Annotated in this window: 19 protein-coding genes and 1 pseudogene; 7 read left to right on the top strand and 13 right to left on the bottom strand. The window is 74.4% G+C overall.

The window, feature by feature from the left end:
• Positions 1 to 62: 62 nt before the first annotated feature.
• From EKH77_RS05170 to EKH77_RS05160, 3 genes are read right to left on the bottom strand one after another with little or no spacing between them, the layout of a single operon-like run.
• The gene (locus tag EKH77_RS05170; protein ID WP_126913256.1) at positions 63 to 626 is read right to left on the bottom strand and encodes a copper chaperone PCu(A)C; all 564 of its coding nucleotides are present in this window, start codon (positions 624 to 626) and stop codon (positions 63 to 65) included.
• Positions 623 to 2938 carry a heavy metal translocating P-type ATPase gene (locus tag EKH77_RS05165; protein ID WP_126913255.1) on the bottom strand — a complete coding sequence of 772 codons (2316 nt, stop codon included), beginning with the start codon at positions 2936 to 2938 and terminating at the stop codon, positions 623 to 625. The genes EKH77_RS05170 and EKH77_RS05165 overlap by 4 nt, the downstream gene beginning before the upstream one ends.
• The gene (locus EKH77_RS05160; protein WP_126913254.1) at positions 2938 to 3153 is read right to left on the bottom strand and encodes a hypothetical protein; all 216 of its coding nucleotides are present in this window, start codon (positions 3151 to 3153) and stop codon (positions 2938 to 2940) included. Before EKH77_RS05160 ends, EKH77_RS05165 begins: the two co-directional genes overlap by 1 nt.
• A gap of 230 nt (positions 3154 to 3383) precedes the next feature.
• Between EKH77_RS05160 and EKH77_RS05155 the strand changes: the two genes are divergently transcribed.
• From EKH77_RS05155 to EKH77_RS05145, 3 genes are all read left to right on the top strand, one after another.
• Positions 3384 to 4712: a cytochrome P450 family protein gene (locus EKH77_RS05155; protein WP_126913253.1), complete on the top strand. Its 1329-nt coding sequence runs from the start codon at positions 3384 to 3386 to the stop codon at positions 4710 to 4712.
• An 8-nt stretch (positions 4713 to 4720) separates the two neighbouring features.
• Positions 4721 to 5656 (top strand): L-tyrosine/L-tryptophan isonitrile synthase family protein, encoded by a 936-nt coding sequence (locus tag EKH77_RS05150; RefSeq protein ID WP_126913252.1) that lies wholly within the window; start codon positions 4721 to 4723, stop codon positions 5654 to 5656.
• A gap of 88 nt (positions 5657 to 5744) precedes the next feature.
• Positions 5745 to 6203: a spore-associated protein A gene (locus EKH77_RS05145; protein ID WP_240667228.1), complete on the top strand. Its 459-nt coding sequence runs from the start codon at positions 5745 to 5747 to the stop codon at positions 6201 to 6203.
• A 76-nt stretch (positions 6204 to 6279) separates the two neighbouring features.
• Here the strand turns inward: EKH77_RS05145 and EKH77_RS05140 are convergent, their stop codons facing one another.
• Complete coding sequence (locus tag EKH77_RS05140; RefSeq protein WP_126913250.1) at positions 6280 to 7272, bottom strand: phospholipase; 993 nt, start codon at positions 7270 to 7272, stop codon at positions 6280 to 6282.
• A gap of 301 nt (positions 7273 to 7573) precedes the next feature.
• Between EKH77_RS05140 and EKH77_RS05135 the strand changes: the two genes are divergently transcribed.
• Positions 7574 to 9442: an endonuclease/exonuclease/phosphatase family protein gene (locus tag EKH77_RS05135; protein WP_126913249.1), complete on the top strand. Its 1869-nt coding sequence runs from the start codon at positions 7574 to 7576 to the stop codon at positions 9440 to 9442.
• A gap of 101 nt (positions 9443 to 9543) precedes the next feature.
• On the opposite strand, the gene EKH77_RS05130 is transcribed toward EKH77_RS05135, so the two are convergent.
• From EKH77_RS05130 to EKH77_RS05120, 3 genes are read right to left on the bottom strand one after another with little or no spacing between them, the layout of a single operon-like run.
• Positions 9544 to 10341: an ABC transporter ATP-binding protein gene (locus EKH77_RS05130; protein WP_126913248.1), complete on the bottom strand. Its 798-nt coding sequence runs from the start codon at positions 10339 to 10341 to the stop codon at positions 9544 to 9546.
• Complete coding sequence (locus EKH77_RS05125; RefSeq protein WP_126913247.1) at positions 10338 to 11411, bottom strand: FecCD family ABC transporter permease; 1074 nt, start codon at positions 11409 to 11411, stop codon at positions 10338 to 10340. The genes EKH77_RS05130 and EKH77_RS05125 overlap by 4 nt, the downstream gene beginning before the upstream one ends.
• Positions 11412 to 12479 carry an ABC transporter substrate-binding protein gene (locus tag EKH77_RS05120; RefSeq protein ID WP_126913246.1) on the bottom strand — a complete coding sequence of 356 codons (1068 nt, stop codon included), beginning with the start codon at positions 12477 to 12479 and terminating at the stop codon, positions 11412 to 11414.
• A 139-nt stretch (positions 12480 to 12618) separates the two neighbouring features.
• Between EKH77_RS05120 and EKH77_RS05115 the strand changes: the two genes are divergently transcribed.
• Complete coding sequence (locus tag EKH77_RS05115) at positions 12619 to 13362, top strand: PIG-L deacetylase family protein (protein ID WP_126913245.1); 744 nt, start codon at positions 12619 to 12621, stop codon at positions 13360 to 13362.
• A gap of 8 nt (positions 13363 to 13370) precedes the next feature.
• Here EKH77_RS05115 and EKH77_RS05110 read toward each other — a convergent pair whose 3' ends face one another.
• The 4 genes and pseudogenes from EKH77_RS05110 to EKH77_RS05100 all read right to left on the bottom strand — a co-directional run bounded on the left by EKH77_RS05110 (position 13371) and on the right by EKH77_RS05100 (position 17433).
• The gene (locus EKH77_RS05110) at positions 13371 to 14540 is read right to left on the bottom strand and encodes a PP2C family protein-serine/threonine phosphatase (protein ID WP_126913244.1); all 1170 of its coding nucleotides are present in this window, start codon (positions 14538 to 14540) and stop codon (positions 13371 to 13373) included.
• Positions 14541 to 14619: 79 nt separating this feature from the next.
• A complete protein-coding gene (locus EKH77_RS33675; RefSeq protein WP_276319255.1) occupies positions 14620 to 14997 on the bottom strand; it encodes a PTS-dependent dihydroxyacetone kinase phosphotransferase subunit DhaM in 378 nt (125 codons plus the stop codon).
• A gap of 99 nt (positions 14998 to 15096) precedes the next feature.
• A pseudogene (gene dhaL / locus EKH77_RS33670) lies at positions 15097 to 15720 on the bottom strand (dihydroxyacetone kinase subunit DhaL); the annotation flags it as partial.
• Between the two features lie 75 nt (positions 15721 to 15795).
• Entirely contained in the window at positions 15796 to 17433 is a 1638-nt protein-coding gene (locus EKH77_RS05100) for a PucR family transcriptional regulator (RefSeq protein WP_164737744.1), read from the bottom strand.
• A gap of 192 nt (positions 17434 to 17625) precedes the next feature.
• On the opposite strand from EKH77_RS05100, the gene EKH77_RS05095 reads away from it, so the two are divergent.
• Together EKH77_RS05095 and EKH77_RS05090 are read left to right on the top strand one after the other, a co-directional pair.
• Positions 17626 to 18819 (top strand): MFS transporter, encoded by a 1194-nt coding sequence (locus EKH77_RS05095; RefSeq protein WP_164737743.1) that lies wholly within the window; start codon positions 17626 to 17628, stop codon positions 18817 to 18819.
• A gap of 186 nt (positions 18820 to 19005) precedes the next feature.
• The gene (locus EKH77_RS05090) at positions 19006 to 20244 is read left to right on the top strand and encodes a helix-turn-helix transcriptional regulator (RefSeq protein WP_126913241.1); all 1239 of its coding nucleotides are present in this window, start codon (positions 19006 to 19008) and stop codon (positions 20242 to 20244) included.
• Positions 20245 to 20305: 61 nt separating this feature from the next.
• Here EKH77_RS05090 and EKH77_RS05085 read toward each other — a convergent pair whose 3' ends face one another.
• The gene (locus EKH77_RS05085) at positions 20306 to 20926 is read right to left on the bottom strand and encodes a UbiX family flavin prenyltransferase (RefSeq protein ID WP_126913240.1); all 621 of its coding nucleotides are present in this window, start codon (positions 20924 to 20926) and stop codon (positions 20306 to 20308) included.
• Positions 20919 to 22352: a UbiD family decarboxylase gene (locus EKH77_RS05080; RefSeq protein ID WP_126913239.1), complete on the bottom strand. Its 1434-nt coding sequence runs from the start codon at positions 22350 to 22352 to the stop codon at positions 20919 to 20921. Before EKH77_RS05080 ends, EKH77_RS05085 begins: the two co-directional genes overlap by 8 nt.
• Positions 22353 to 22355 lie beyond the last annotated feature (3 nt).

Here is a 22355-nt window from a genome sequence, read left to right as displayed (position 1 = left end):
TGAATGCGTGAGGGGCTGTGGTGCCGGTCGGCATCGCAGCCCCTCAGTCGTCTCGGTTCGGGTCAGTGCTGGGTGAGCGGCCTGTTGCCGGGACGGACCACCACCGCGTCCACCCGTACGACGCCGCTCTTCCGGAACCGGAAGACGAACGGGAGCCGCTCGCCGACGCGCACCAGGGGCGGCCGGTAGACCATGACGTCCAGCTCGTGCGGGGACATCTCCACCGTGCCGCGGGCGGGGACGGTCGTGGACGCGATCATCTTCATCTTGCCCGCGCCGTTCTTCACGACCGTACGGCTCAGCATCGCGCCGCCCGCTGTGGGAACGTCGACGCCGATGAGTTCGTCGTCCTCGTCGCCGGTGTTGCGCAGGCGGAACATCGCCGCCGTGCTCTCGATGCCGAAGGGCTGGAAGACCCGGCCGTCGTCCACCGTCACGGAGGCGGGGCGGCCCGCCGCGCCGGACGCCGTCCAGGCGGTCAGCCCGCCCAGGGCCACGGCGCAGGCCGCGACCGGGACGAGGGCCGCTCGGGCGGTGCGGAGGAGGGAGTCCCTGGGGAAGAGGTTCTCGCGGGTCTCGCGGGTCTCGGGGTTGTCGGGGGTCTCGCGGGTCTCGGGGGTCTTCATCGGAGCGTCCTCCGCTTGTTCGCAGTGGTGCGCGCGGTGCGCGGCTGCCAGCCGCGCAGCCGCAGGCTGTTGCCCACGACCAGCAGCGAGCTGGCGGACATCGCCGCCGCCGCGACCATCGGGCTGAGCAGCCCGACCGCGGCGAGCGGCACGGTGACCATGTTGTAGCCGAAGGCCCAGAGGAGGTTGGACCGCACGGTCACGGAGGTGCGGCGGGCCAGCCGGACGGCGTCGGCCAGCGCGCCCATGTCCTCGCGGACGAGCGTCACGTCGGCCGCCCCGATGGCGGCGTCCGTGCCGCCGCCCATGGCGATGCCGAGGTCGGCGCCGGCCAGGGCGGCGGTGTCGTTGACCCCGTCGCCGATGACCGCGACCCGGTGGCCGCGCTCGCGGAGCGCGCGGACGAGCTTCGCCTTGTCCTCGGGGGTGGCCCGGGCGTGGACCTCGGTGATGCCCAGCTCATCGGCCACGGCGTGGGCCGCCGCCGCGCCGTCGCCGGTGGCCAGCACGGGGCGCAGGCCGAGGCGCTTGAGGTGATCGACGGCGCGGTAGCTGCCGGCGCGGACGGTGTCGCCGAGGGCGATCACGGCTCGGGGCTCGCCGTCGATGAGGGCCAGGACGGCGGTCCGGCCGTTTCGTTCGGCGTGGGACAGGGCGTCGGCCAGGGGGGCGGGGAGTTCCGGTCGGTCGGGCTGTTCCGGGCGTTCGGGTCGTGCCACCTCCACCACGTGGCCTTCCACCACCGCCCGTACGCCCACGCCCGCCGTCGCCGTGAAGTCCGTCGCCCGCGGCAAGGGCGCGTCCTGCGGCGTCGCCTCGCGCCCGTGGGCGTGGATCGCGCGGCCCACCGGGTGCTCCGAGCCCGACTCCGCGGCCGCCGCCAGGCGCAGCGCCTCCGCGTCGCCCGTGACCTCCGTGACCGTCATCGAACCGGTCGTCAGCGTGCCCGTCTTGTCGAGGACCACCGTGTCCACCCGGCGCAGGCCCTCCAGGGCCTGCGGGCCGCTGACCAGGATGCCCAGGCCCGCGCCCCGGCCCGTGGCGGCCAGCAGGGCGGTGGGGGTGGCGAGGCCCAGGGCGCAGGGGCAGGCCACCACGAGCACCGCGACCGCCGCCGTGACCGCCGCCTGGGGTGCGGCGCCCGCGCCCAGCCAGAAGCCGAGGACCGTGACGGCCACGGCCAGCACCGCCGGGACGAAGACGCCCGCGACCGCGTCCGCGACGCGCTGCACCCGGGCCTTGCCCGCCTGCGCCTCCTCCACCAGCCGGGCGATCCGGGCCAGCTGGGTGTCCGCGCCGACGGCCTCGGCCCGTACCTCCAGCAGCCCGCCGGAGTTGACCGCGCCGCCCACGACGGCCGTGCCGGGAGCGGCCTCGACGGGCGCGCTCTCGCCCGTCACCAGCGACAGGTCCAGCGCCGAGCTGCCCGCGACCACCACACCGTCCGTGGCGACGCGCTCCCCGGGACGTACGACGAACACGTCGCCCACCCGCAAGCGGGCGATGGGAACGCGCCGTTCCGTACCGTCCGCGTCCCGGACGACCGCGTCCTTCGCCGCGAGCGACGCCAGCGCGCGCAGCGCCGAGCCCGTGCCGCGCCGGGCCCGGGCCTCCAGCAGCCGGCCCGTCAGCACGAACAGCGGTACGCCGACCACCGCTTCCAGGTAGACGTCCGCCGTACCCCCCGTCATCGAGGGCACCAGCGTGAACGGCATCCGCATCCCGGGCCGCCCGGCGCCGCCGAGGAAGAGCGCGTACGCGGACCAGCCGTAGGAGGCCAGGACGCCGAGCGAGACCAGGGTGTCCATGGTGGCGGCCGCGTGCCGCAGCCCGCGCAGCGCCCGCTCGTGGAACGGCCAGGAGCCCCACACCGCTACCGGCGAGGCCAGGACGAAGCACAGCCACTGCCAGTTGTCGAACTGGAGGGCGGGGACCATGGAGAGCACCAGGACCGGCACCGACAGCAGGGCGGTGACGAGGAGGCGGGTGACGGCGGGGCCGTCCGGTCGGCCGTTCTCCTCGGTGGCCTCGGCGTCCGTCGCCGTCGCGGGCTTCTCCGGTTCCGGCAGCGCCGCCGTGAATCCCGCGCCCTCCACCACCGCGATCAGCTCCGCCACCGGCACGGTGGCGGGGTGGCTGACGCGCGCCCGGCACGTCGCCAGGTTGACGGTGGCGCTCACGCCCTCCAGCCGGCCGAGCTTCTTCTCGATGCGCGCCACGCACGCGGCGCAGGTCATCCCGCCGATGATCAGCTCGGTGACGACAGGGACGGCAGTGATGTCGGTGGCGTCCGTGCTCGTTGACGTACTCATCAGTGGCCCATCCCGGGCATGCCGCCCATGTTCCCGTCGTTTCCGCCGCTTCCGCCATCCGAACCCGTGGTCGCGCCGCCGACGCGGTGCAGGCCCGGCGCGACAGGACCGGCGGCCGAACCGGCCGCGTAGGAGACGCCGAAGAGAACGGCCAGCAGCAGGACGAAGCCTGCCAAAGTGGCATAAGGGAGGGGACGTGCCAGACGTGCGGTCATCGCCGCATCGTGGCACGGCGCGAGCCCGTGTCCCGGCGCTTCGGCCACTTCCCGGCGCGTGAGGATTGTCCCTTTCCCGGCCGGGAACCAGAGCGCCCCCGCGCCCGACTACCCGGAGATCGAGGGCCCCTCCCCGAACCCGGCGCGCCCTTCGCCGAAATGGCTGGGAACTCACCCCCGGAAGCGTACGACTCCTCAAGGGTCCATCACTTCGCGAGGAGACTTCCACCGTGCCGCTGCCCGACCCCGTGCCCCTTTACGGCCCCGAGTACAAGCGCGATCCGTACCCGCTGTACGCACGGATGCGCGAGGCCGGCCCCATCCACCGGGTGCTCTTCCCCAGCGGGGTCACCGCCTGGCTGGTCACCGGGCACGCCGCCGCGCAGCGGACCCTCGCCGACTCCCGGCTGGGCAAGAACCACGAGCTCGGCAACGACCGCTGGCGCGCCCGCGCCTCGATCATGCCCGAGCCCCAGCACTCCCAGCTCCAGGTCCACCTCCTCCACCAGGACGCGCCGAAGCACACCGCCATGCGCCGCCTGATCACCGATGCTTTCGCGCCACGGCGCGTGGAAGCGCTGCGGCCGCGTTTTCAGGAGATGGCCGATGCCCTCGTGGACGCGATGCCCACCGAAGGGCCGGATGGCATCGACCTCGTGCGGTGCTTCGCCGCCCGCTTCCCCTTCCAGGTCCTCGCCGAGGTCATCGGCCTGCCCCCGCACCTCGCCGCCCGCTTCCGCCGCGAGTGGGGCAAGGTCGTCGCGCCCGTCGGCCCCACGGACCCCGGCCGCCCGGCCTACGAGGCGCTGCTGCGCGGCCTCCAGGACTACATCGCCGAGGTCGTCGCCGACCGGCGCGAGCACCCTGGGGACGGTCTGCTCTCCCGGCTCGTCACCGCCCGCGACGAGGGCGAGCTCAGCCCGGAGGAGCTCGACTCCATGATCTTCCAGCTGCTCGTGGCCGGTCAGGAACCGGTCACCAACCAGATCACCACCGCGCTCGTGGCCCTGACGCGCCACCCCGAGGCCCTGGAGCGGCTGCGCGCCGAACCCGCGCTCATGCCCCGTGCCGTCGAGGAACTGCTCCGCCTCGACGGCGCCTTCGAGCTCACCACCTGGCGCTTCCTCGCCGAGGACGCCGAGCTGCACGGCACGCGCGTCCCCGCCGGCGACTCCGTGATCGTCTCCCTCTGCGCCGCCAACCGCGACCCCGAGCGCTTCCCCGACCCCGACGTCCTCGACCTCGACCGGGCCCAGGGCCCGCACTTGGCCTTCGGCCACGGCACCCACTTCTGCCCGGGCGCCGCCCTGGCCCGCGTCGAACTCCAGGTCGCCCTCGGCACGCTGATCGCCCGGCTGCCCGGGCTGCGGCTCGCCGTGCCCGACGACGAGCTCGAGTGGATCCCCGCCGTCCTCGGCCGGGGCACGGCCGCGCTGCCCGTCGCCTTCGACACGTCCGGCACGCCGGATACGTCTGGCACGTCGGATACGTCCGACACCGTCGACGCGCCCACGACCACGCCCTCATGCCCCCGCGATCTGAAGTGGCCCCGCACGTGATACCCGCCATGACCGCCCCGGCCCTCGCGGCCGCGACCTCCCCCGAAGCCAGGATCCTCCGGCTGCTCCTGCCCTTCCACCGCACCACCGGGACGCCCTCCCCGGACCCGGACCCCGCCGACCACCCCGAACAGCTCGCCCAGATACGCGAGTTCACCGACGCGAACGAGCCGGTCGTCCTCACGCTCCCCGGCTTCCCCTGCAAGTCGCCGAATCCGGCCAAGGTCCTCGGTCATCTGCCCGACGAGGGCGAGCGGCTCTCCCTGGCCTTCCTCGACCGGCTCTGCGACCGCATCGGCGAGGTGTACGCGCCGGGCGCGCGCCTGGTCATCTGCTCGGACGGGCACATCTTCGGCGACCTCATCCACGTGCCCGACGAGCACATCGACGCCTACGGCGACGAACTGCGCGCCCTCATCGGGCGGGAGGGCCTCACCCACCTCGACACCTTCGACCTGCGGCAGGTCCACGGCGATCTGCCGCACGACGAGAAGCGCCGCCTCGTCGTCGAGGCGTACGCACCCTCCCTCGACTCCCTGCGTGCCCTGACCCGTGCCGACCTGGAGACGGCCAGGCTCTACCGGGGCATCACCCGGTTCCTGGTGGAGGACACCGCGGACTTCGAGGGCAGCCGGTCGGCGCTGCAGCGGGAGTGCCGCGCGCGGGCGTACGGGGTGATCGCCCGCAGCCGGGCGTGGGGCGATCTCATCGCCGACCACTTCCCCCGCTCCGTGCGACTGTCCATCCATCCGCAGCGGCCCGGCTCCGCCAAATTCGGGATCCGGCTGCTGGACGCCGACGACGCGTGGGCCACGCCCTGGCACACGGCGGTCCTGCGGATGCCCGACGGCGCGGCGCGGCTGGTGCGGCGGGAGGAGGCCGAGCGAGTGGGACGGCTCGTCCTGCGGGACGGGCGGCCCAGCCACTACGTGGCCGGTTCTTAGCCGTGTGGGTGAAGGGGCGCGCAACCCCTTCGGGGTGTGGTGAGTCTCAACCGGCACCATGCCACTCGCGACTCCCACGGAGGACACAGTGAAGCGTGCTGTACGTACCCGCGTCGCGGCGGCCGCGCTGCTCGCCGCCGCCACGAGCGTCACCGCGCTGGTGGCGGGCACCGGGACGGCCGTCGCCGCCCCGGCCCCCGCCGCCGCGTACAACCAGGAGTGCGGCGCAGGATACAAGCAGGTCAACCAGCTCCCGATCCCGGACCGGGGGACGGTCTTCCTGGCCTACAACGCCGCCACCGGCAAGAACTGTGTGGTCACCAAGCGGAACACCTCGACCGGCTCGCCGCTGTGGGTGGGCTCCTGGATCCAGCGCAACGCGGAACTGAAGTCGAAGCAGGAACAGTACGGCTTCTTCACCTCGTACTCGGGGCCGGTCCACCTGGACGCCAAGGGCAAGTGCGTCGACTGGGGCGGCGAGATCGACGGCTATGTCGTGGCCCGCTACAAGACGAACTGCGGCGCCCTGGCTCCCACCGCGCGGTAGGACTGCTGACCCGAGGAAAAGGCCGTCGGCCGGGATACCCGGCCGACGGCCTCAAGTCGCCTCGTGGGGCGACCCGTTACCTGAACAGGCGGTCCGCGCCCGTGGCCATGCGGTGGGTGCCGCTGTGGCGGTTGACCCAGTCGCGGATGAGGTTGACGGCGTTGGCGCACTTCCAGTTGTCGTCGTACTCGCGCACGCCGGTGAAGGCGCCGTAGCCCGCGATGATGCCGTCCACCCGCGCGTCGCCCAGGAGCTTGTCTACGTACCAGGGGTCGTTGTAGGTGGTCGTCCAGGACAGCGTGGCCGCGAGCCGGCCGGCGGCGCGGTCCCCGGCGCCCTTCTTCAGCTCGGCGCACGTGTTGTACGTGGCCTCCGTGCAGTTGCCGAAGCCCTTGGTGATGTCGGTGTCGCCGTAGTCCATCGCCCGGTGACCGGCCGGGAACCCGGAACCGGAGCGGTTGAAGGCGCCCTGGGCCTGGTCACGGGTCCCCGTCGTCGTGATGCCCTCCAGGCGGCCGAGCCTGCCCTCCAGGCTTTTCCAGCCCCTGCCGCCGACGTCCGGGGTGCTGCCGCCGTGGTACTCGTAGAAGCCGTAGAGGACCTGGATCCCGGCAGCCGTCAGCCGCTGCGCCTTGTCCCGCAGCCCGGCCACACTGCACCCGCGGTTCTGCGCTTCCCCGCAGTAGTTCGGGTCCTTGATGTCCAGCCACACCAGCGCCAGCCTGCGTCCCGCGTTGGCGTGGGAGATGATGCGGTCCATCATGCTGTCGAAGCTGGGGCCCCGCCGGTTGTCACCGGCCGAGGAACAGTCGTGATAGGCGCGCCATTCGTTCGGGTTCCACCAGGCGCACACGTCGATCTCGATGGCGTTGGCGCCGTGCTTGAGCGCGGCGTCCACGCCGTCCAGGGTGTCGACCCGGTGCGCGATGGCGTAGATCGCGTGCCGCTGATCGGCCGCCGCCGCCGGGGCCGTGCCGAGCCCCGTCGCGCCGACGACGATCCCGCACAGCGCCGCCAGCAGCGCCAGTAACTTCCTTGGGGCGGCGCGGTGTCGAAGGTGAGTGGTCAAGAAACGTACCCCTTCATGTCGGTCATGACGGTGTCATGTCGATGTCCTGACGGACGCTCCGAGCCTGCCGGTGTCCCGGGCACGTCCGCCAGCGCATTCCGGCCGCTTCGGGGCGCCGGAACACGGAAACGGACGGTGACCAGGGTGGACCCGAGCCGCCTGGAACGCGGGAACGGGACGCGGGAACAGGAGGGGACGCCTGGCACGCGAGGGGCCCTTGACGCGGGCCCGCCGATGGTGAAGGGATCGTTCCTGCGATTGTCCGTGCCCGTACCCCGATCGCTCCACGAGGGAGACCACGATGCGATTACCGTTACCACCGCGGCGGTTCACCGCCGTCCTCACCTCCGCGCTGCTGACCGCAGGACTGCTGGTCGGCGCGGGTGCCGCCCCCGGGCCGGGTGGCTCCACGGCGCGGGCGGACGACCGGCGGGCGAGCTCGCCGTCCGACGGCGGCCTGCCGTTCACCACCTACAACATGCAGGGCTCCGACCACGGGCTCCGCTGGAACGGCGAGGTCGGGCCGCTGACGACGCACCACCCGGTCGTCGTCCTCCAGGAGGTCGGCAACGGACCGCCCCCCGAGCCGAGCCACGCCCGGGACACCGGTGAGTCGATCCCCATCCGCCACCCGTTCCCGGCGGGCCTGCCGGACCATGTGAGCCACACGCAGTGGGATTACGAACACCAGCGCCGCCACGTGTACTTCCTCCAGACCGACCCGCAGCGCGACAGCACCACGGGACGGGACCGCTGGCAGGGCGGCCGGGTCAACCTGGCGGTGGTCACCCACATCCCGGCGGCCGAGGTCCGCGTCATCGAGAACCCCCTGTACAACCGGAACGAGCCCCGCAACGAGTACCGCTACCGCCGCGCCCTCGGCGTCCGGATCGGCAACACCGTCTACTACAACATCCACGCGCGCGGCACGGACGTCCCCTACCTGCTCACGGCGATCCGCAACGCCGCCCGGCCCGGCGAGAACTGGGTCATGGCCGGCGACTTCAACCTCAACATCGGCAACCGCACCGACCAGCAGGCCAGGGAGCGGAGCCTGCGCCTGCGGGCCGACGAACAGCTGGCCCGGCCGCACCGCCCCACCCACCAGCGGGGCGGCGAACTCGACTACGCGATCACGCGTGGCACCCGCCGGTACAACGCGGACATTCCCGCGGCACGCGGCGCGGACCACTACCCCGTCCAGTTCGAACCGGCTCCGGCCCCCGTACCGGCCGCGCCCGACCACCCGTTGCACAACTTCTCCGTGGCCCTCCAGAACGAGCGGACCGGATTGGTCCTGGACGCTCCGAACACCGCCGGGAACCGGGTGACCACCAGCCTGGACCGGTACGACCTCCGGCAGCGGTTCCGTGCGGGCACCGTGCGCGGGCACTGGTACCGCTTCGCCGCCGGCGGCAGCCCCACGGCCGCGTCCGGCGCCCAGGGCGCCGTCGCAGGCCGTGCCGCCGCCCCGCTGTGCCCCGGTCTCAACCCGTTCCTCCCGCTGTCCGTCATCATGCTGTCGTGCGACTCGCCCCTCGCCCAGTGGCACCCCGACGACCCGGGCGCCCCTGGCGGTCCGCTGCGCTGGCACAACTCGGTCCATCCGGATCTGTGTCTGACCGGCGCGGGCAACGGGGAGCCGGTCGGCGCCCTCGCGTGCAACGACAGCCCCGCCCAGCTGTGGTGGGACAACTCCCGCGCGGTGGACGCGCGGGCATGGGAGCCCGGTGACAAGCTGGTCCGGCTGCGCGCGTGGAACGGCCTCTACCTGGACACCTTCGGCCGGTCCGACCGCGACGGCACCGCGCTGAGCACCAGCCGCGCAGACAAGGCCAACACCCAGCGCTGGGACATCCAGTACGCGGGCCGGGGCGACAACCTCGTCCGGCTCAAGGGGCTCGGCGCCGGCGGACAGTGCGTCGACCTCCTGGACCCCCACCAGCCCGGGGCCGGTGAGCGCACCGTGGTGCACAACTGCGCCGACCGCGGCGCCAGGGAGGACGGCGCGGGCCACCGCTGGCAGGTGGAGACGTACGGCGACGGCACCCTCCGCTTCCGCAACGACAGGGCGCACCTGTGCCTGGTGCCGCCGGCGCGGGAAACGGCCTATGTGACGATCGAGAAGTGCGGCGACGACGCCCGTCAGCGCTGGACGGTCGTGCCGTGACCTGATTCCTCGGCCCCGTCGGGCCGACCGGGCCCGGGTCGGCCACCGCGCGTCGGCCCGGGCCCGGTCCCCGTCATACGGTCCCCGTCATACGGTCCCCGTCATACGGCCGTCGTCAGATCCGCCCCCGCCGGCGCCCGGTGGTCGAACGCGATCAGCGGGTCACCCGTCAGCGGGTGTTCCACCACCGCCGCCCGCACCCCGAACACCTCCGCCAGCAGCTCGGCCGTGAGGACGTCGCGGGGCGGGCCCGAGGCGACCACCGCGCCGTCGTGGAGGACGTGGAGGCGGTCGCAGACCGAGGCGGCCGCGTTGAGGTCGTGGAGGGCGAGGAGGGTGGTGCGGCGCTGGGCGCGCAGCAGGGTCAGCAGCTCCACCTGGTGGCGGACGTCCAGGTGGTTGGTCGGCTCGTCCAGCACCAGCACCTCGGGGGACTGGGCCAGCGCGCGGGCCAGCAGGACCCGCTGGCGTTCGCCCCCGGAGAGCGCGGAGAAGCGGCGCCGCGCCGCGTGGGCCATGCCCACGTGGGCCAGCGCCTCGGACACGACGTCGCGGTCGGCGGCGTCCTCGCCCGCGAAGGCCCGCTTGTAGGGGGTGCGGCCCATGGCGACGACCTCGCGCACCGACAGTTCGAAGTCCGTGCCCCGCTCCTGCGGCAGCGCCGCCACCCGCCTGGCGCTCTCGACGGCCGACAGCTCCCGGATGTCCGCATCCCCGACCAGCACCCGGCCCGCGTGCGGGCGCAGATGCCGGTAGACGGTGCGCAGCACGGTCGACTTGCCGCTGCCGTTGGGGCCCACGAGGCCCGCGATCTCGCCCTCGTCGGCGAGCAGGTCGACCCCGGAGACCACCGTCCGGCCGGACAGCCGGACCTCCAGGCCCTCGACGGAGATCCTCATGGCCGCTCCAGACGTCGGTCCAGCAGGTACAGCAGGGTCGGCGCGCCGATCAGGGAGGTGACCACGCCCACCGGAAGCTCCTGGTCGGGCAGGGCGGTACGGGCCACCAGGTCGACGACGGTGAGCAGGACGGCGCCGAACAGCGCGGCCACCGGCAGCAGCCGGCGGTGGTCGCCGCCCACGAGCATCCGGCAGGCGTGCGGGACCATCAGGCCCACGAAGCCGATCGCCCCGGACACCGACACCAGCACGCCCGTCAGCAGGCTCGTGGCCACGAACAGCTCGCGCCGCAGCCGGGTGACGTCGACGCCCAGGCTCGCGGCCGTCTCGTCGCCCATCAGCATCGCGTTGAGGGCACGGGCCCGGGCCAGCAGCACGGCCGTGGCCGCCACGACGGCGGCGGCGGGCAGCGCGAGGGTCGCCCACTGGGCGCCGCCGAGGGAGCCCATCAGCCAGAACAGCGCGCCGTGGGTGCGCTGTTCGTCGCCCGCCTGGAGCACCAGGTAGTGGGTGAAGCCGGACAGGAACTGCCCGATGCCCACGCCCGCCAGCACCAGGCGCAGCGGCCGGAAGCCGCCGCCGCGCCGGGCGAACGTCCACACCAGCGCGAACGAGGCGAGCGCCCCGGCGAACGCCGCCGAGGACAGCCCGATCCCCAGCGCCCCGCCCGCGCCCGCCCCCAGCACGATCGCCGAGACCGCGCCCAGGGACGCGCCGCTGGAGATGCCCAGCAGGTAGGGGTCCGCCAGCGGGTTGCGGACCAGGGCCTGGACGGCCGTGCCGACCAGGCCCAGGCCCGCGCCCACCACGGCCGCCAGCAGCGCGCGCGGCACCCGCAGCCGCCAGACGATCAGGTCCTGGGTGCCGGGCGCGGGCTCCTGCCCGCTCACCCCGCGCACCACCGCCGACCACACCTCGTCGAGCGGCACCCGCGTCGAGCCGAGGCACACGGACGCGGCGAGCGCCGCCACCAGCAGGACGCCCAGGGCCGCGCAGGCCCACCCGGCGCCCACGGTACGGACGCCCGGCTCCCCCTCCTCCGCCGTCCCGGCGGTGGCGAGCGCCGTCATCTACTTGACCCGGTCCGGGTGGAGGGTGTGGGCGATCTCCCGCACGGTGTCCGCGCTGCGCACCCCGCCGATGGTGGTGCGCTCGGAGTTGATCCGCACGAAGTGACCCTCCTTGACGGCCTTGAGGCCGGCGGTCGCGGGGAAGGTCCTGAGGAACTCGGCGGCCTCGTCGAAGGCCTTGTTGTTGGCCTCCTCGCTGCCCCGGTTGCGGACGGCCAGCTGGATCCAGTCGGGGTCCTTGGCCACGACGTCCTCCCAGCCGACGGGCTTGAAGTCGCCGTCGCAGTCGGCGAAGACGTTCCGCCCGCCCGCCATGCCGATCACGGCGTTGGCCACCTGGCGGTTGCACACGGCCATCGGCTGCTTGGTGCCCGCGTCGTAGTCGAAGAGGAAGTAGGTGGGCCGCTTGTCGGCCGGCACGTCCTTGAGCGCGTCCCGGACCTCGTCCGTCTTCTTGCGCATCCCCGCGACCAGCTCGGTCGCGCGGGCCGAGGTGCCCGTCACCTTGCCGAGCTCCTCGATGTCGGCCTCGACGCCGGCGAGATCCGTGCGGGGGGCCTTGGCCATGGAGGCGCAGGCCGTGGACTTCAGGAAGACGTGCTTGATGCCCGCCGCCTTGAACTCCTCGGCCGTGGGCGCGTCGCCCATCTTGCCCATGTTCTTCATGGAGGAGAACGCGTCCACGTAGACGTCGGCGCCCGAGCCGAGCAGCTTCTCTTTGGGGATCACGCTCTTGCCGAGCACCGGCACCTTCGCCCCCGCCTCGGTGTACTCCCGGGGCAGCGCGCCCTTGCCGGGCGGGAAGCCCGTACCGGCGACCTTGTCGCCCGCGCCCAGCCACATCAGCAGCTCCAGGCCGGCGGCGTTGCTGGTGACGATCTTCTTGGGCGCCGCGTCGAACGTCGTCCTCGCCCCCATGCAGTCGGTGACGGTCACGGGGAAGCCGGTCCGCGCCGAGGCGGCCGCCCCGGCGCCATCGGACTTCTCCGCCTCACCGCCACCGCCACCACAGGCCGTCGCCGACAGGGCCACAGCGGCCAGCACACCGCACCACGCACGAGGGCGCATCAGTAACTCTCCACAAGCTCGATGTTCCGGGGCCATTGCAGCGGACCCGGACCAGATAGTCGGACCGCGCGTCCACCTGGTTCCCGCGTGTCGCGAGGAAGAGTGAAGAGGAACGGCGCCACCGGCCTACGCTGCCGTCATGAGCGTCCCCAGCGCCCCCCTCGCCGAGATGCCCACCGACTGGACCCGCGCCCTGGCGATCGTCGCCCACCCCGACGACCTGGAGTACGGCGCCTCGGCCGCGGTCGCCGCCTGGACCGACGACGGCCGCTCGTGCGCCTACCTGCTCGCCTCCTTCGGGGAGGCCGGCATCGACGCGCTCTCGCCGAACGAGGCCGCGCCCCTGCGCGAGGCGGAGCAGCGGGCGAGCGCGGCGGCCGTCGGCGTGACGAGCGTGGAGTTCCTCGGCCACATCGACGGCGTCATCGAATACGGCCTTCCGCTGCGCCGCGAGTTCGCCGCCGCGATCCGCCGCCACCGCCCCGAGCTGGTGCTGACCCTCAACCACCACGACACCTGGCCGGGCGGCGGCTACTGGAACACCCCCGACCACCGGGCGGTCGGCAGGGCCGCGCTGGACGCCGTCGCCGACGCGGGCAACCGCTGGATCTTCCCCGACCTGGTCGAGGACGACCTGCCGCCCTGGAACGGTGTGCGGTACGTGGCCGTCGCCGGCTCCCCGTACCCCACCCACGCCGTCGACGCGGGCGCCGGCTTCGAACGGGCCGTGCGGTCCCTGCTCTGTCACCGCACCTATATCGCGGCGCTCACCGAGGAGGAGCCGGAGACCTACTGCCGGACGTTCCTGACGGGCACCATGACGGCGGTGGCCGAGCGGTTCGGCGGCCGGCCGGGCGTCGCGTTCGAGCTCCTCCGGCGCTGAGTTCTCACTCACCGACCCGCCTCGGACGCCGGCGCCCGCTCCACCACCAGCACCGCCACGTCGTCCTGGAGCCTGCCGCCCGTGTGCGCGGCGAGGTCCGCGCGCAGCCGCTCCAGCAACTCGGGGGTGGGCAGGGCGGCCCACGCGTCCAGCCGCTCGGCCAGCGGGTAGAAGCCGCCGTCCCGGTTCCGGGCCTCGGTCACCCCGTCGGTGCAGGCCAGCACCCGGCAGTCCGGGGGCAGCGTGACCCGCTGCCGGGACCTGGGCACGTCCACCAGCTCGCCCAGGCCCAGCGGCAGCCCGGGCTCCGCCGCGCGCAGCTCGCGCACCCCGCCGTCGGCGCCGATCAGGAAGGGCGACGGGTGCCCGCAGTCGACGAACACCACCGGCACCTCGCCGGGCGACCCGTCCCGCGCGGCGGGGTCCTCCTCGGTGCCCATGACCAGCGCCGTGACGAACTCCTCCGCCGCGTGGGCGTCCGCCGTGCGCGCCTGGTACTCGGCCGAGCGGTGGTAGCGGGTCAGCCCCTGCTCCATCGCCGCGACCCCGCTGTCCAGGTCCCGCCGGTGGTAGGCCGCCTCCCGGAACGCCGTCAGCACCGCGGCCCCGGCCCCCAGCGTGCCGAGCCCCTTGCCCCGCACGTCCCCGATGAGCACCCGGGTGCCGTACGGGGTGTCGACGACCTCGTAGATGTCGCCGCCGACGAGGGCGTCCCGCTGCGAGGAGACGTAGAAGCCGTCGACGACCACGCTGTGGGTACGCAGCGGCAGCGGTCGCAGCAGGGCCCGCTGGGCGGCCTCGCCGGTGGCCCGGACCCGCTCCAGCAGGGCGTCGCCGTCGCGCCGCAGCCGGGCGACCGCGATGGCGGCGCCCACGATGAGGATGTTGCCCAGCACCGACCCGACGCGGTTGACAGGCGAGGACTCGGCGGTCAGCACCCCGTGGTGCGCCACCATCAGGAAGAAGTCGACGAGCCCGACGAACACCGTCTGCCGGTAGGTGCAGACGGCGGCGGCCGTCACCGGGGCCAGCGCCGCGTAGACGTCGAGCCGCAGATAGGCCGGCGTCCTGAGGTCGATGACCACGACGGCCACGAGATAGGCCAGGACCAGTGCGAACGGCAGCAGTCGGCGCGACACCGCGGCTCGTACCTCCGCGCGGGTGGGGGAGCGGGACACGTAGACATTTCCAGACTTTCGTCGTGAAAGCCCGTCGCCCGCCGCCGTGTCGTGACGCCCCGCCCTCGGAGAGCTCGCGTCAGAGCTTGCGGTACGTCCGCGCGTCGTCCGTCGCGGCCAGGACCGCCGCGAGGTCGCCGCCCACCGAGGCCGTCACCACGGCGGCCACCGCCCCCTCGACGAACGGGGCGTCCGCGATGCGCGTGTCCCCGAGCTCCCCGGCGTCCAGGAGCTCCTTGACGGTGAGGACCGCGCTGCCCATGTCGCACAGCACGACCGCGCCCGCGCCCTCGTCCACCCGTGCGACCGCCCGGCGCACCAGCTCCGCGCTGGTGCCCACCCCGCCGTCCGGCAGCCCGCCCGCCGGGGCCACCGGCGCCGGGTCGCCCGCGCCGAACAGGGCCTTGGCCAGCGCGGCCGTCGACTCGGCCACGGCCTTGCTGTGCGAGACCAGCACCACGCCGACCCGCCCGGGCCGCCGCTCCCCGGCCGTCGCCTCCAGCCCGGCCGCCGCGGCCTCCGCCGCCGGGGGAACGGCGCACAGCTCCGGGTCGGTGGCCTCGAACAGCGCGGTGACCAGCAGCGCGGAGGACGTGGCGCCCGGGTCCTGGTGGCCGACGCTGCGCTCGCCCAGATAGCTGGCCCGCCCGCGCCGCGCGCGCATCGGCACCGTCGCCTCCGCCCCCTCGCGGGCGGCCCGCGCGGCCGCCTCCAGCGCGGCCGTCGCGTCGCCGCCCGCCAGGGCCTCGGCGTAGGCGTCGGCGGCGGGCTGGAGCGCGTCGACCATCGTCTTGTCGCCGGGCGCGGAGTCGCCGAGCCGCCGTACGCTCGCCACCGCCGCGGCCAGCGCCCGGCCCAGCGTCTCGGGCGCGACGACCGCGTCCTCGCCCAGCACCTTGCCCATCCGGCGCAGCACCGTCCCGTACAGCGGCCCGGCCGCGCCGCCGACGGTGTTCGTCAGGTGCGCGCCGACGGCGGTCAGCAGGGCGCCCGGTGTGGCGGGCGGCTCGGCGGCGACGGCCTCGGCCGCCGAGGTGAAGCCGCGCTTGAGGTTCGCCCCGTGGTCGGCGTCGCCGATCGCGGCGTCGAGATCGGTCAGGTGCCGGGCCTCGGCGACGACGACCCGGGTGGCGCGGTCGAGGAAGCGGCGGAAGAAGTCCAGGTCGAGCGGGACGGTCATGACGGCGGCTCCTCGGCGCTGGGGCGGGCTGAACGATGATCGACGCGGCCCAGCGTAGCCCCGGCCGCCGGTGGTTCAGCGCTCCTCGTCGCGCACCCGCAGCGCCAGGAACAGATCCGCCAGGTCCTCCGCGCACCCCACGTCCCGGCCCGTGAGGGACTCCAGCTTCGCCAGCCGGTTGCGCAGCGTGTTGACGTGGATGTGCAGCGAGTCCGCCGCCCGCCCCCACTTCATGCCCGAGCCCAGGAACGCGTCCAGGCTGCGCAGCAGTTCGCTGTTGTGCGTGGCGTCGTACGCGATGGCCGGCCCCAGCACCGCGTCCGCGAAGTCCCGGCGGGTCTGCGGGTCCACCAGGGCCAGGACGAGCCGGTAGGAGCCCACGTCCGCGAACGACACCACGCGCGGGCCCCGCCGCCGCGACCGCGCCACCCGGGAGGCCTCCCGCGCCTGGAGCAGCCCGCGCCGCAACTCCTGGTGCCCGGCGGCGACCCGGCCCACGCCGATGCGCGGCCCGGGCGCGGTGGACACGGGCCCCAGGGCCGCCGCCAGACCCTCCGCCAGCCGGGCCGGGTCGGTGTCGGCGGCGGGCAGGCTGACGATCGCCACCACGTCCTGCCCGCTGCTCGCCGCCACGGACGCCAGCCCCCGGGCCACGAAGTGGTCGGTGACGGCCGCCGTGTCGGGCAGCGGCCACGCGGCGCGGCCGGGGGAGTCGGGGACGATGACGGAGAACACGGCCAGCGCGCTGTCCGGATTGACGCCGAACGACCGCAGCCGTGCCACCAGTTCACCGGAGCGGTGCGGACCGCTCTGCACCATGTCGAGGATCTCCCCGGCGAAGCGCATCTCGATCGCGCGCAGTGCCTGCCGGTGCGCCAGCTCCACCGTCAGGAAACGGACCCCTTGCTCCAGCACCAGGCGCTCGGCCGCGCCCAGCTCCGCCACCGGACGGCCGTAGACGACAGCGAGGTCGAAACCGGCGACGCCGCGCACCGGGATCACCGTGGCGTCGGCGCCCGAGGCCAGCCGCAGCGGGTACTCCGCGTACTCCTCGCCGTCCGCCCCCAGCCGGTCCGCGACCGCCCGCACGTCCTCCTCCGCCGGCGGCCGGCCCACGGAGTCCAGAACGGTCCCGAGCCCGTCCACCAGCGCGACCGGCGTCCGGGCGGGCCCGGCGAGCACCGCCAGCACTCCCCGCAGGCCGTCGCCCGCGGAGACCGCGCGGGTCAGCGCGTTGCTGTGCCGCAGGGCGTCCAGCAGATGCCGCTGCCGCTGCTCGGCCTGGGCGCTCGCCACGGCCCGGGTGACGGCGGTGAACGGCACCTCGACGGGCAGCCGCAGCAGCGGCAGCCCGGCCTCCCGGCAGGCCGCGACGAGCTCGTCCGGCACGGCGGGCATGTCCGTCCGCAGCCCGAAGACCAGCCCGGCGGCGCCCGATCCGGCCAGGCGGCGCACATACGCGGCGCAGTCCTGCCGGCCCAGCCAGAGCCCGTTGGTGAGCACCAGCTCGTCCGGCCCGGCGTAGGGGCCGGGGTCGGGCAGCTCGGTCACATGGGCCCAGCGGACCGCGCGGCCGGTGTCCCCGGTGCCCGGCACGGCCTCCAGGCCGAGCCCGGGGACGCCGAGCAGGTCACGGACGCGCAGCGTCGTCGCGTGCGAGTCCTGCCCCGCCGGGGGCGGCTGTTGGTGCGGGGGGTTCGAGGGAGCGGTCACCCGCCGGACACAACACAGGAGGCCGGGGCCCTGTCCACCGCCCCAAGCCGGCGGCGGCCGGAATCAGGCCACCGGCCCGCACCGCCCCGGCCGCGCCCCGCCGCCCCAACTGGACGATCCCACAGTCGAATGCCGCATCCATGGAGATGCCTCCACTATTCGCGGGGCCTTCGGGCGGCTGAGATCTTTGTCGTGAAACAACCCCCCGCGCTCCTCGCCCGTGACACGCCGTCAAAACTGTTCGGCCGGTCCATGACGGCGGTGCTGCTGTGCACCTTCAGCGGCTTCACGGGCTTCTACCTGCTGCTGGCGACCGTGCCCGAGTTCGCCGTCGACGCCGGCGGCCGGAAGGCCGTCGGCGGAATGGTCACCGCACTGCTGATGGGCGCGACGGTCGCCGTGCAGCCCGCGATGCCCCGCGTCATCGCGGCCGTCGGCCACCGGACCGTGCTGCTCGCCGCCATGGCCCTCCTCGGCGCCCCGGCCGCCGTGCCGCTCGCCACCGACAGCCTCCCGGTCACCCTGATCTGCGCCGTGCTGCGCGGCGCCGGCTTCGGGATGTTCGTCGTGGCCGGCAGCGCCGCCGTGGCCGAGCTGGCGCCGCCCGGCCGCCGCGGCACGGCCACCGGCTGGTACGGGCTGGCCACCGGGCTCGGCGGGGCCGTCGGCACGCCGCTGGGGGTGCTGCTGGCCCACCAGTACGGCTACAGGCCGCTGTTCACCGTCGCGGCCCTGGCACCCGCCTGCGGCCTGGCCGCCGCCCTGGCCGTCGCCGCGCCCCGCCCGGCGCCGCCCGGCCGCGCCCGGGTCGTCGCGGGCCTCGCCCGCCCGGCGATCCTGCGCCCGCTCGTCCTGCTGACGGCGGGCACCATGGCGTCCGGCACCGTCGTGACCTTCCTGCCGCCCGCCGCGCCGCGCGACCCCGTCTGGCTCACCCCGCTGGCGCTGCTCTGCCTCCAGCTCTCCGCCGCCGCCAGCCGCTGGGCGTCGGGCCGCCTCGGCGACCGCCACGGCCATCGCGTCCTGCTGCCGCCCGCGACGCTGCTCGCCGCCCTCGGGGTGCTCGGCGGCGTCGCCACCCGGCACACCGGCGCGCTGCTGGTGCTCATGGTGGTCTTCGGCATCGGTTTCGGCGCCCTGCAGAACGCGACGCTGGTCCTGGCCCTCCAGCGCGCCGGCGACTCCAGCGTCGGCAGCGCGCAGTGGAACCTCGCCTTCGACGCGGGCCTCGGCCTCGGCGGCTTCTGCGTCGGCCTCGTCGCCCAGTACGCGGGCTACGACACCGGATTCGTGCTGGTCGCCGTCGTGCTCGCGGCGCTGGCGGCGGTCGCCGTCGCCGACGTCCGGGACCGGGAACTCCCGCCGTCCGCCACCGACGCCGGGTAACGGCGCCGCTTCTGAAACCTGCCGGAAAGCGATCGGCTTGATATCGAGCCCGTCCCGGCCGGGGAGATCGTCCTCCGAGCAGACTGATTGCACACTGAATCGTCGCGGTGCCGGCATCGGCGTATCGGAACGGCGACGGCCGTCTTGACGCGTGCGTGACCGGCGCGGGCGGAAGGAGGGAATCAGATGCTGGGAGCCGTGCCCGATGCTCCGCTGCGCGGACGGGAAGCCGAAGTCGATCGGCTGACCTCGCTCATCGGGCATGTCATGGCCGGGCGCTGCACATTGATCACCATCGAAGGACCGCCGGGCTGCGGGAAATCCCGGCTGCTGCGCGAGTCCATGCGCATTGCCGAAGGTTTCGGGCTGTCGGTTTGCGCCAAATACACCGACGGCGCGTGCTCGGCCGGGGGACCGTCGCGGCGGGACCCCGAAGACCTCCACCTTCCCTATGCCGTGGCGGTCGACAACGCCCACCACCTCGACCACGAGGACGTGCGGGCCCTCATCGCCCGCGAGGGCGGGCCGGACGGCCCGGCGCGGGTGTGGATCCTCGCCCGGCGCGCGTCCGCCGGGGCCCCGCCCCTGGAAGGAGTGCTGCTCAGCCCCACCGCCGGCACCGAACGGGTCAAGCTGGGCACCCTGCCCCCCGGCGCGGCGATGGCCCTGGCCGCCGACGCCCTCGGCGCGCCGCCCGACGCCGGGCTGGCCCGCGTCCTGGGCCGGGCCGGCGGGCATCCGCGCCGGCTGCTGGAACTCGCCCAGGGAATGCTGGAGGAAGGCAGCATCGCCGTGGACGGATACCGGGCCCGGCTGGTCACCGACCGGCTGCCGCGGCGCCTGGTGGAACGCGTCGAGAGTTCCCTCATGGGATATTCACCGGAATTCCGCCAGATGGTCAGGGTCGCGGCCGCGCTGGGAAATGAGGTCTCCTTCGAAAAAGTAGCCCGAGTTCTGAACGAGGCGCCGACGGCGTTGTTGCCGACCCTGGACGAAGTGGTCGCGGCCGGGGTTCTGGAGAACAGTGCCGGACGGCTCACGTTCCGCGACGAGTTGTTGCACCGGCTCATTACCGGCTGGATGCCCGAAACCGTTCGCGACGCCTTGCGCGGCCAGGCCTCCGGGGCACCGCGACCCACCGCTCCCGCCCTTCCGGCGGAGCCGGAGGCGGATGGGCCGGAGGCCGCGCCCTACGGGGAGCGCCTGAGCGACCAGGAGGCCGTCATCGCGGGCCTGGTGCACGAAGGTCTCACCAACCGGCAGATCGCCCGCCGGCTCGGACTGTCCCCGCACACCGTCAACTACCACCTGCGCAAGGTCTTCCGGAAACTGGGCGTCGCCTCCCGCGTCGACCTGACCCGCGTCGTGCGCGGCGGCACCGGGAAGGCACCCGGCCCCGCCCCCGCCTTGGCCCCACCGGCCTAGACGAAGACGGCCTGGACGAGGACGGCCGCACCGCCCCCCCACCAGGGGGCGGTGCGGCCGCTCAGCCGGTCACCACGCCGGCCCGGGCGCCCTCCCGGCGGGCGGGCCCGGGCCCGTACCAGCGCCGGGCCGCCGGCAGTTCGAGACCGAACTGGTCCAGCGTCCGGGCCACGATGTGCGTCACGATGTCGGACACGCTCCGCGGCCGGTTGTAGAAGGCCGGCACCGGAGGGGCGATCACCGCGCCCATGCGCGTGAGCGCCAGCATGTTCTCCAAGTGGATCTCGGACAGCGGCAGTTCGCGCGGTACCAGCACCAGCCGCCGCCGCTCCTTGAGCGTGACGTCGGCGGCCCGGTGCACCAGCCCGTCGCCGAACCCCGCCCGCACCGCGGCCAGGGTCTTCATGCTGCACGGCGCGATGATCATCCCGTCCGTGCGGTAGGAACCGCTGGAGATGACCGCCGCCTGGTCGCCCGGCCCGTGGACGTGGTCGGCCAGCGCCGCCACCTCCGCCGCCTTCCAGTCGGTCTCCATCTCCAGCGTCGCCCGCCCCCACTTGGTGAACACCAGATGGGTCTCGACGTCCAGCGACCGCAGGGCCTCCAGCAGCCGGATCCCGATCACCGAACCCGTGGCCCCCGTGATCCCCACGACCAGCCGGCGCGCTCTCGCCTCAGCCATGCGCGGCACCGGGGAAGCTGCGGGCGTGCCGCTCCCGCAGGGCGAAGGGCACGGTGGCGTCGACGACCGTACGGCTCCCGGTCGCCTCCCGGCCGCGCGCGGCGGCCCACGCCTCCCCCTGCGAGGGGTCGAGCCCGACCCGGGGGAAGCCCGTGAAGTGCAGGGCGTCGGCGGACAGGTCCGCGCGCGTGGTGACGGCCCACAGCACGTCCTCGGCCGAGTCCGGCGCCACGTCCTCGTCGACCAGGACGACCACCTTGGCGAACCGGTGCCGGTCCAGGACGTCCTTCGCCATGGCCCGCACCCGCTCGTCGTCCGCCGGGCCCGACTTGCGCACCTGGAGCACCAGCAGGAACATCCCGCCGCCCGCGGGGGAGTAGTGGGCGTCGCGCAGCAGCTCGCCGCCCGCCCCCGACAGCCCCAGCGCCACCGCGCCCGCCAGCCCCAGGATCAGCGACTGCTCCCGGCCCGGCCCGATCACCGCCGGGAACACCGGCGCATCGCGCGACGTCACCGCCGTGACCGTGATCGCCGGAAGGCTCTCGGCCGCGTTGCCGTCGTAGCCCAGCACCTCCGGCAGCGAGTGACCCACCTCCCGGCCCGGCAGCGCCTCCGGCGCGGTCGTCCCGTCGAAGTACCCCTCCAGGACGATCTCCGACTCGGCGAACACCGGCACCGGCCGGCTCACCGCCGGGGCCAGCGTCACCGGCCCGCCGGCCAGCGCGCCCGCCAGGGCCGCCTTGCTCGTGCCGGCGGGCAGGAAGTCGCTGCCCACCGCCGACGCCACCATCGCGGCGGGCGGCGCGCCGAGGTTCACCGACACCGGCAGGCGATCGCCCCGCTCCACCGCCTCGTGGTACATCGCCAGCAGCCGGCGGCTGGGCAGCATCCAGATCACCAGCTGGTTCCGGTCCCGGACGAGCATCCGGTGCACGGCGGTGGCGGCACGCCCGGTGCGGGGGTCGTGGGCGTACAGCAGCCCGGTGGTCAGGTAGGGGCCGGCGTCGCGCTCGGTGGCCCACAGCGCGGGCAGCGCCCCGAGGTCGACGTCCGCGCCGCGCTGTACCTGGGGGAACGGCGAGCTCTCCAGGTGCTTGGGCTCCTGGCAGGCGGCGAGCAGCCGGGAGACGGTGTCCCCGTTCACCCGCCGGGGCAGGCCGGGCAGCCAGCGCCGCAGGCGCTCCGCGTCGCCGAACGCCCCGAGCACCACCGGCATTCCGGCGGACGCGTCGGTGACGCGGGTGTACAGGGCGATGTCCTCGGCGCGCGAGGAGGACGTGGCGGGGATGCCCGCGTGCCGCGCGGCGTAGTGTGCGGCGATCTCGTGGCGGGTGAGCGGCTGGTCGTAGGTGTGGTGGGTGTGCGGGTCCTCCTTCCGGGCCGCCGCGAGGGCGGCCCGGAAGGACAGACCGGGCAGGTCCGTCATGAT

This window comes from Streptomyces luteoverticillatus (assembly GCF_003970715.1).
GTDB lineage: Bacteria > Actinomycetota > Actinomycetes > Streptomycetales > Streptomycetaceae > Streptomyces > Streptomyces abikoensis.
Note: the sequence above shows the minus strand (reverse complement) of the source record. Positions and strands in the feature narration are given on the sequence as shown.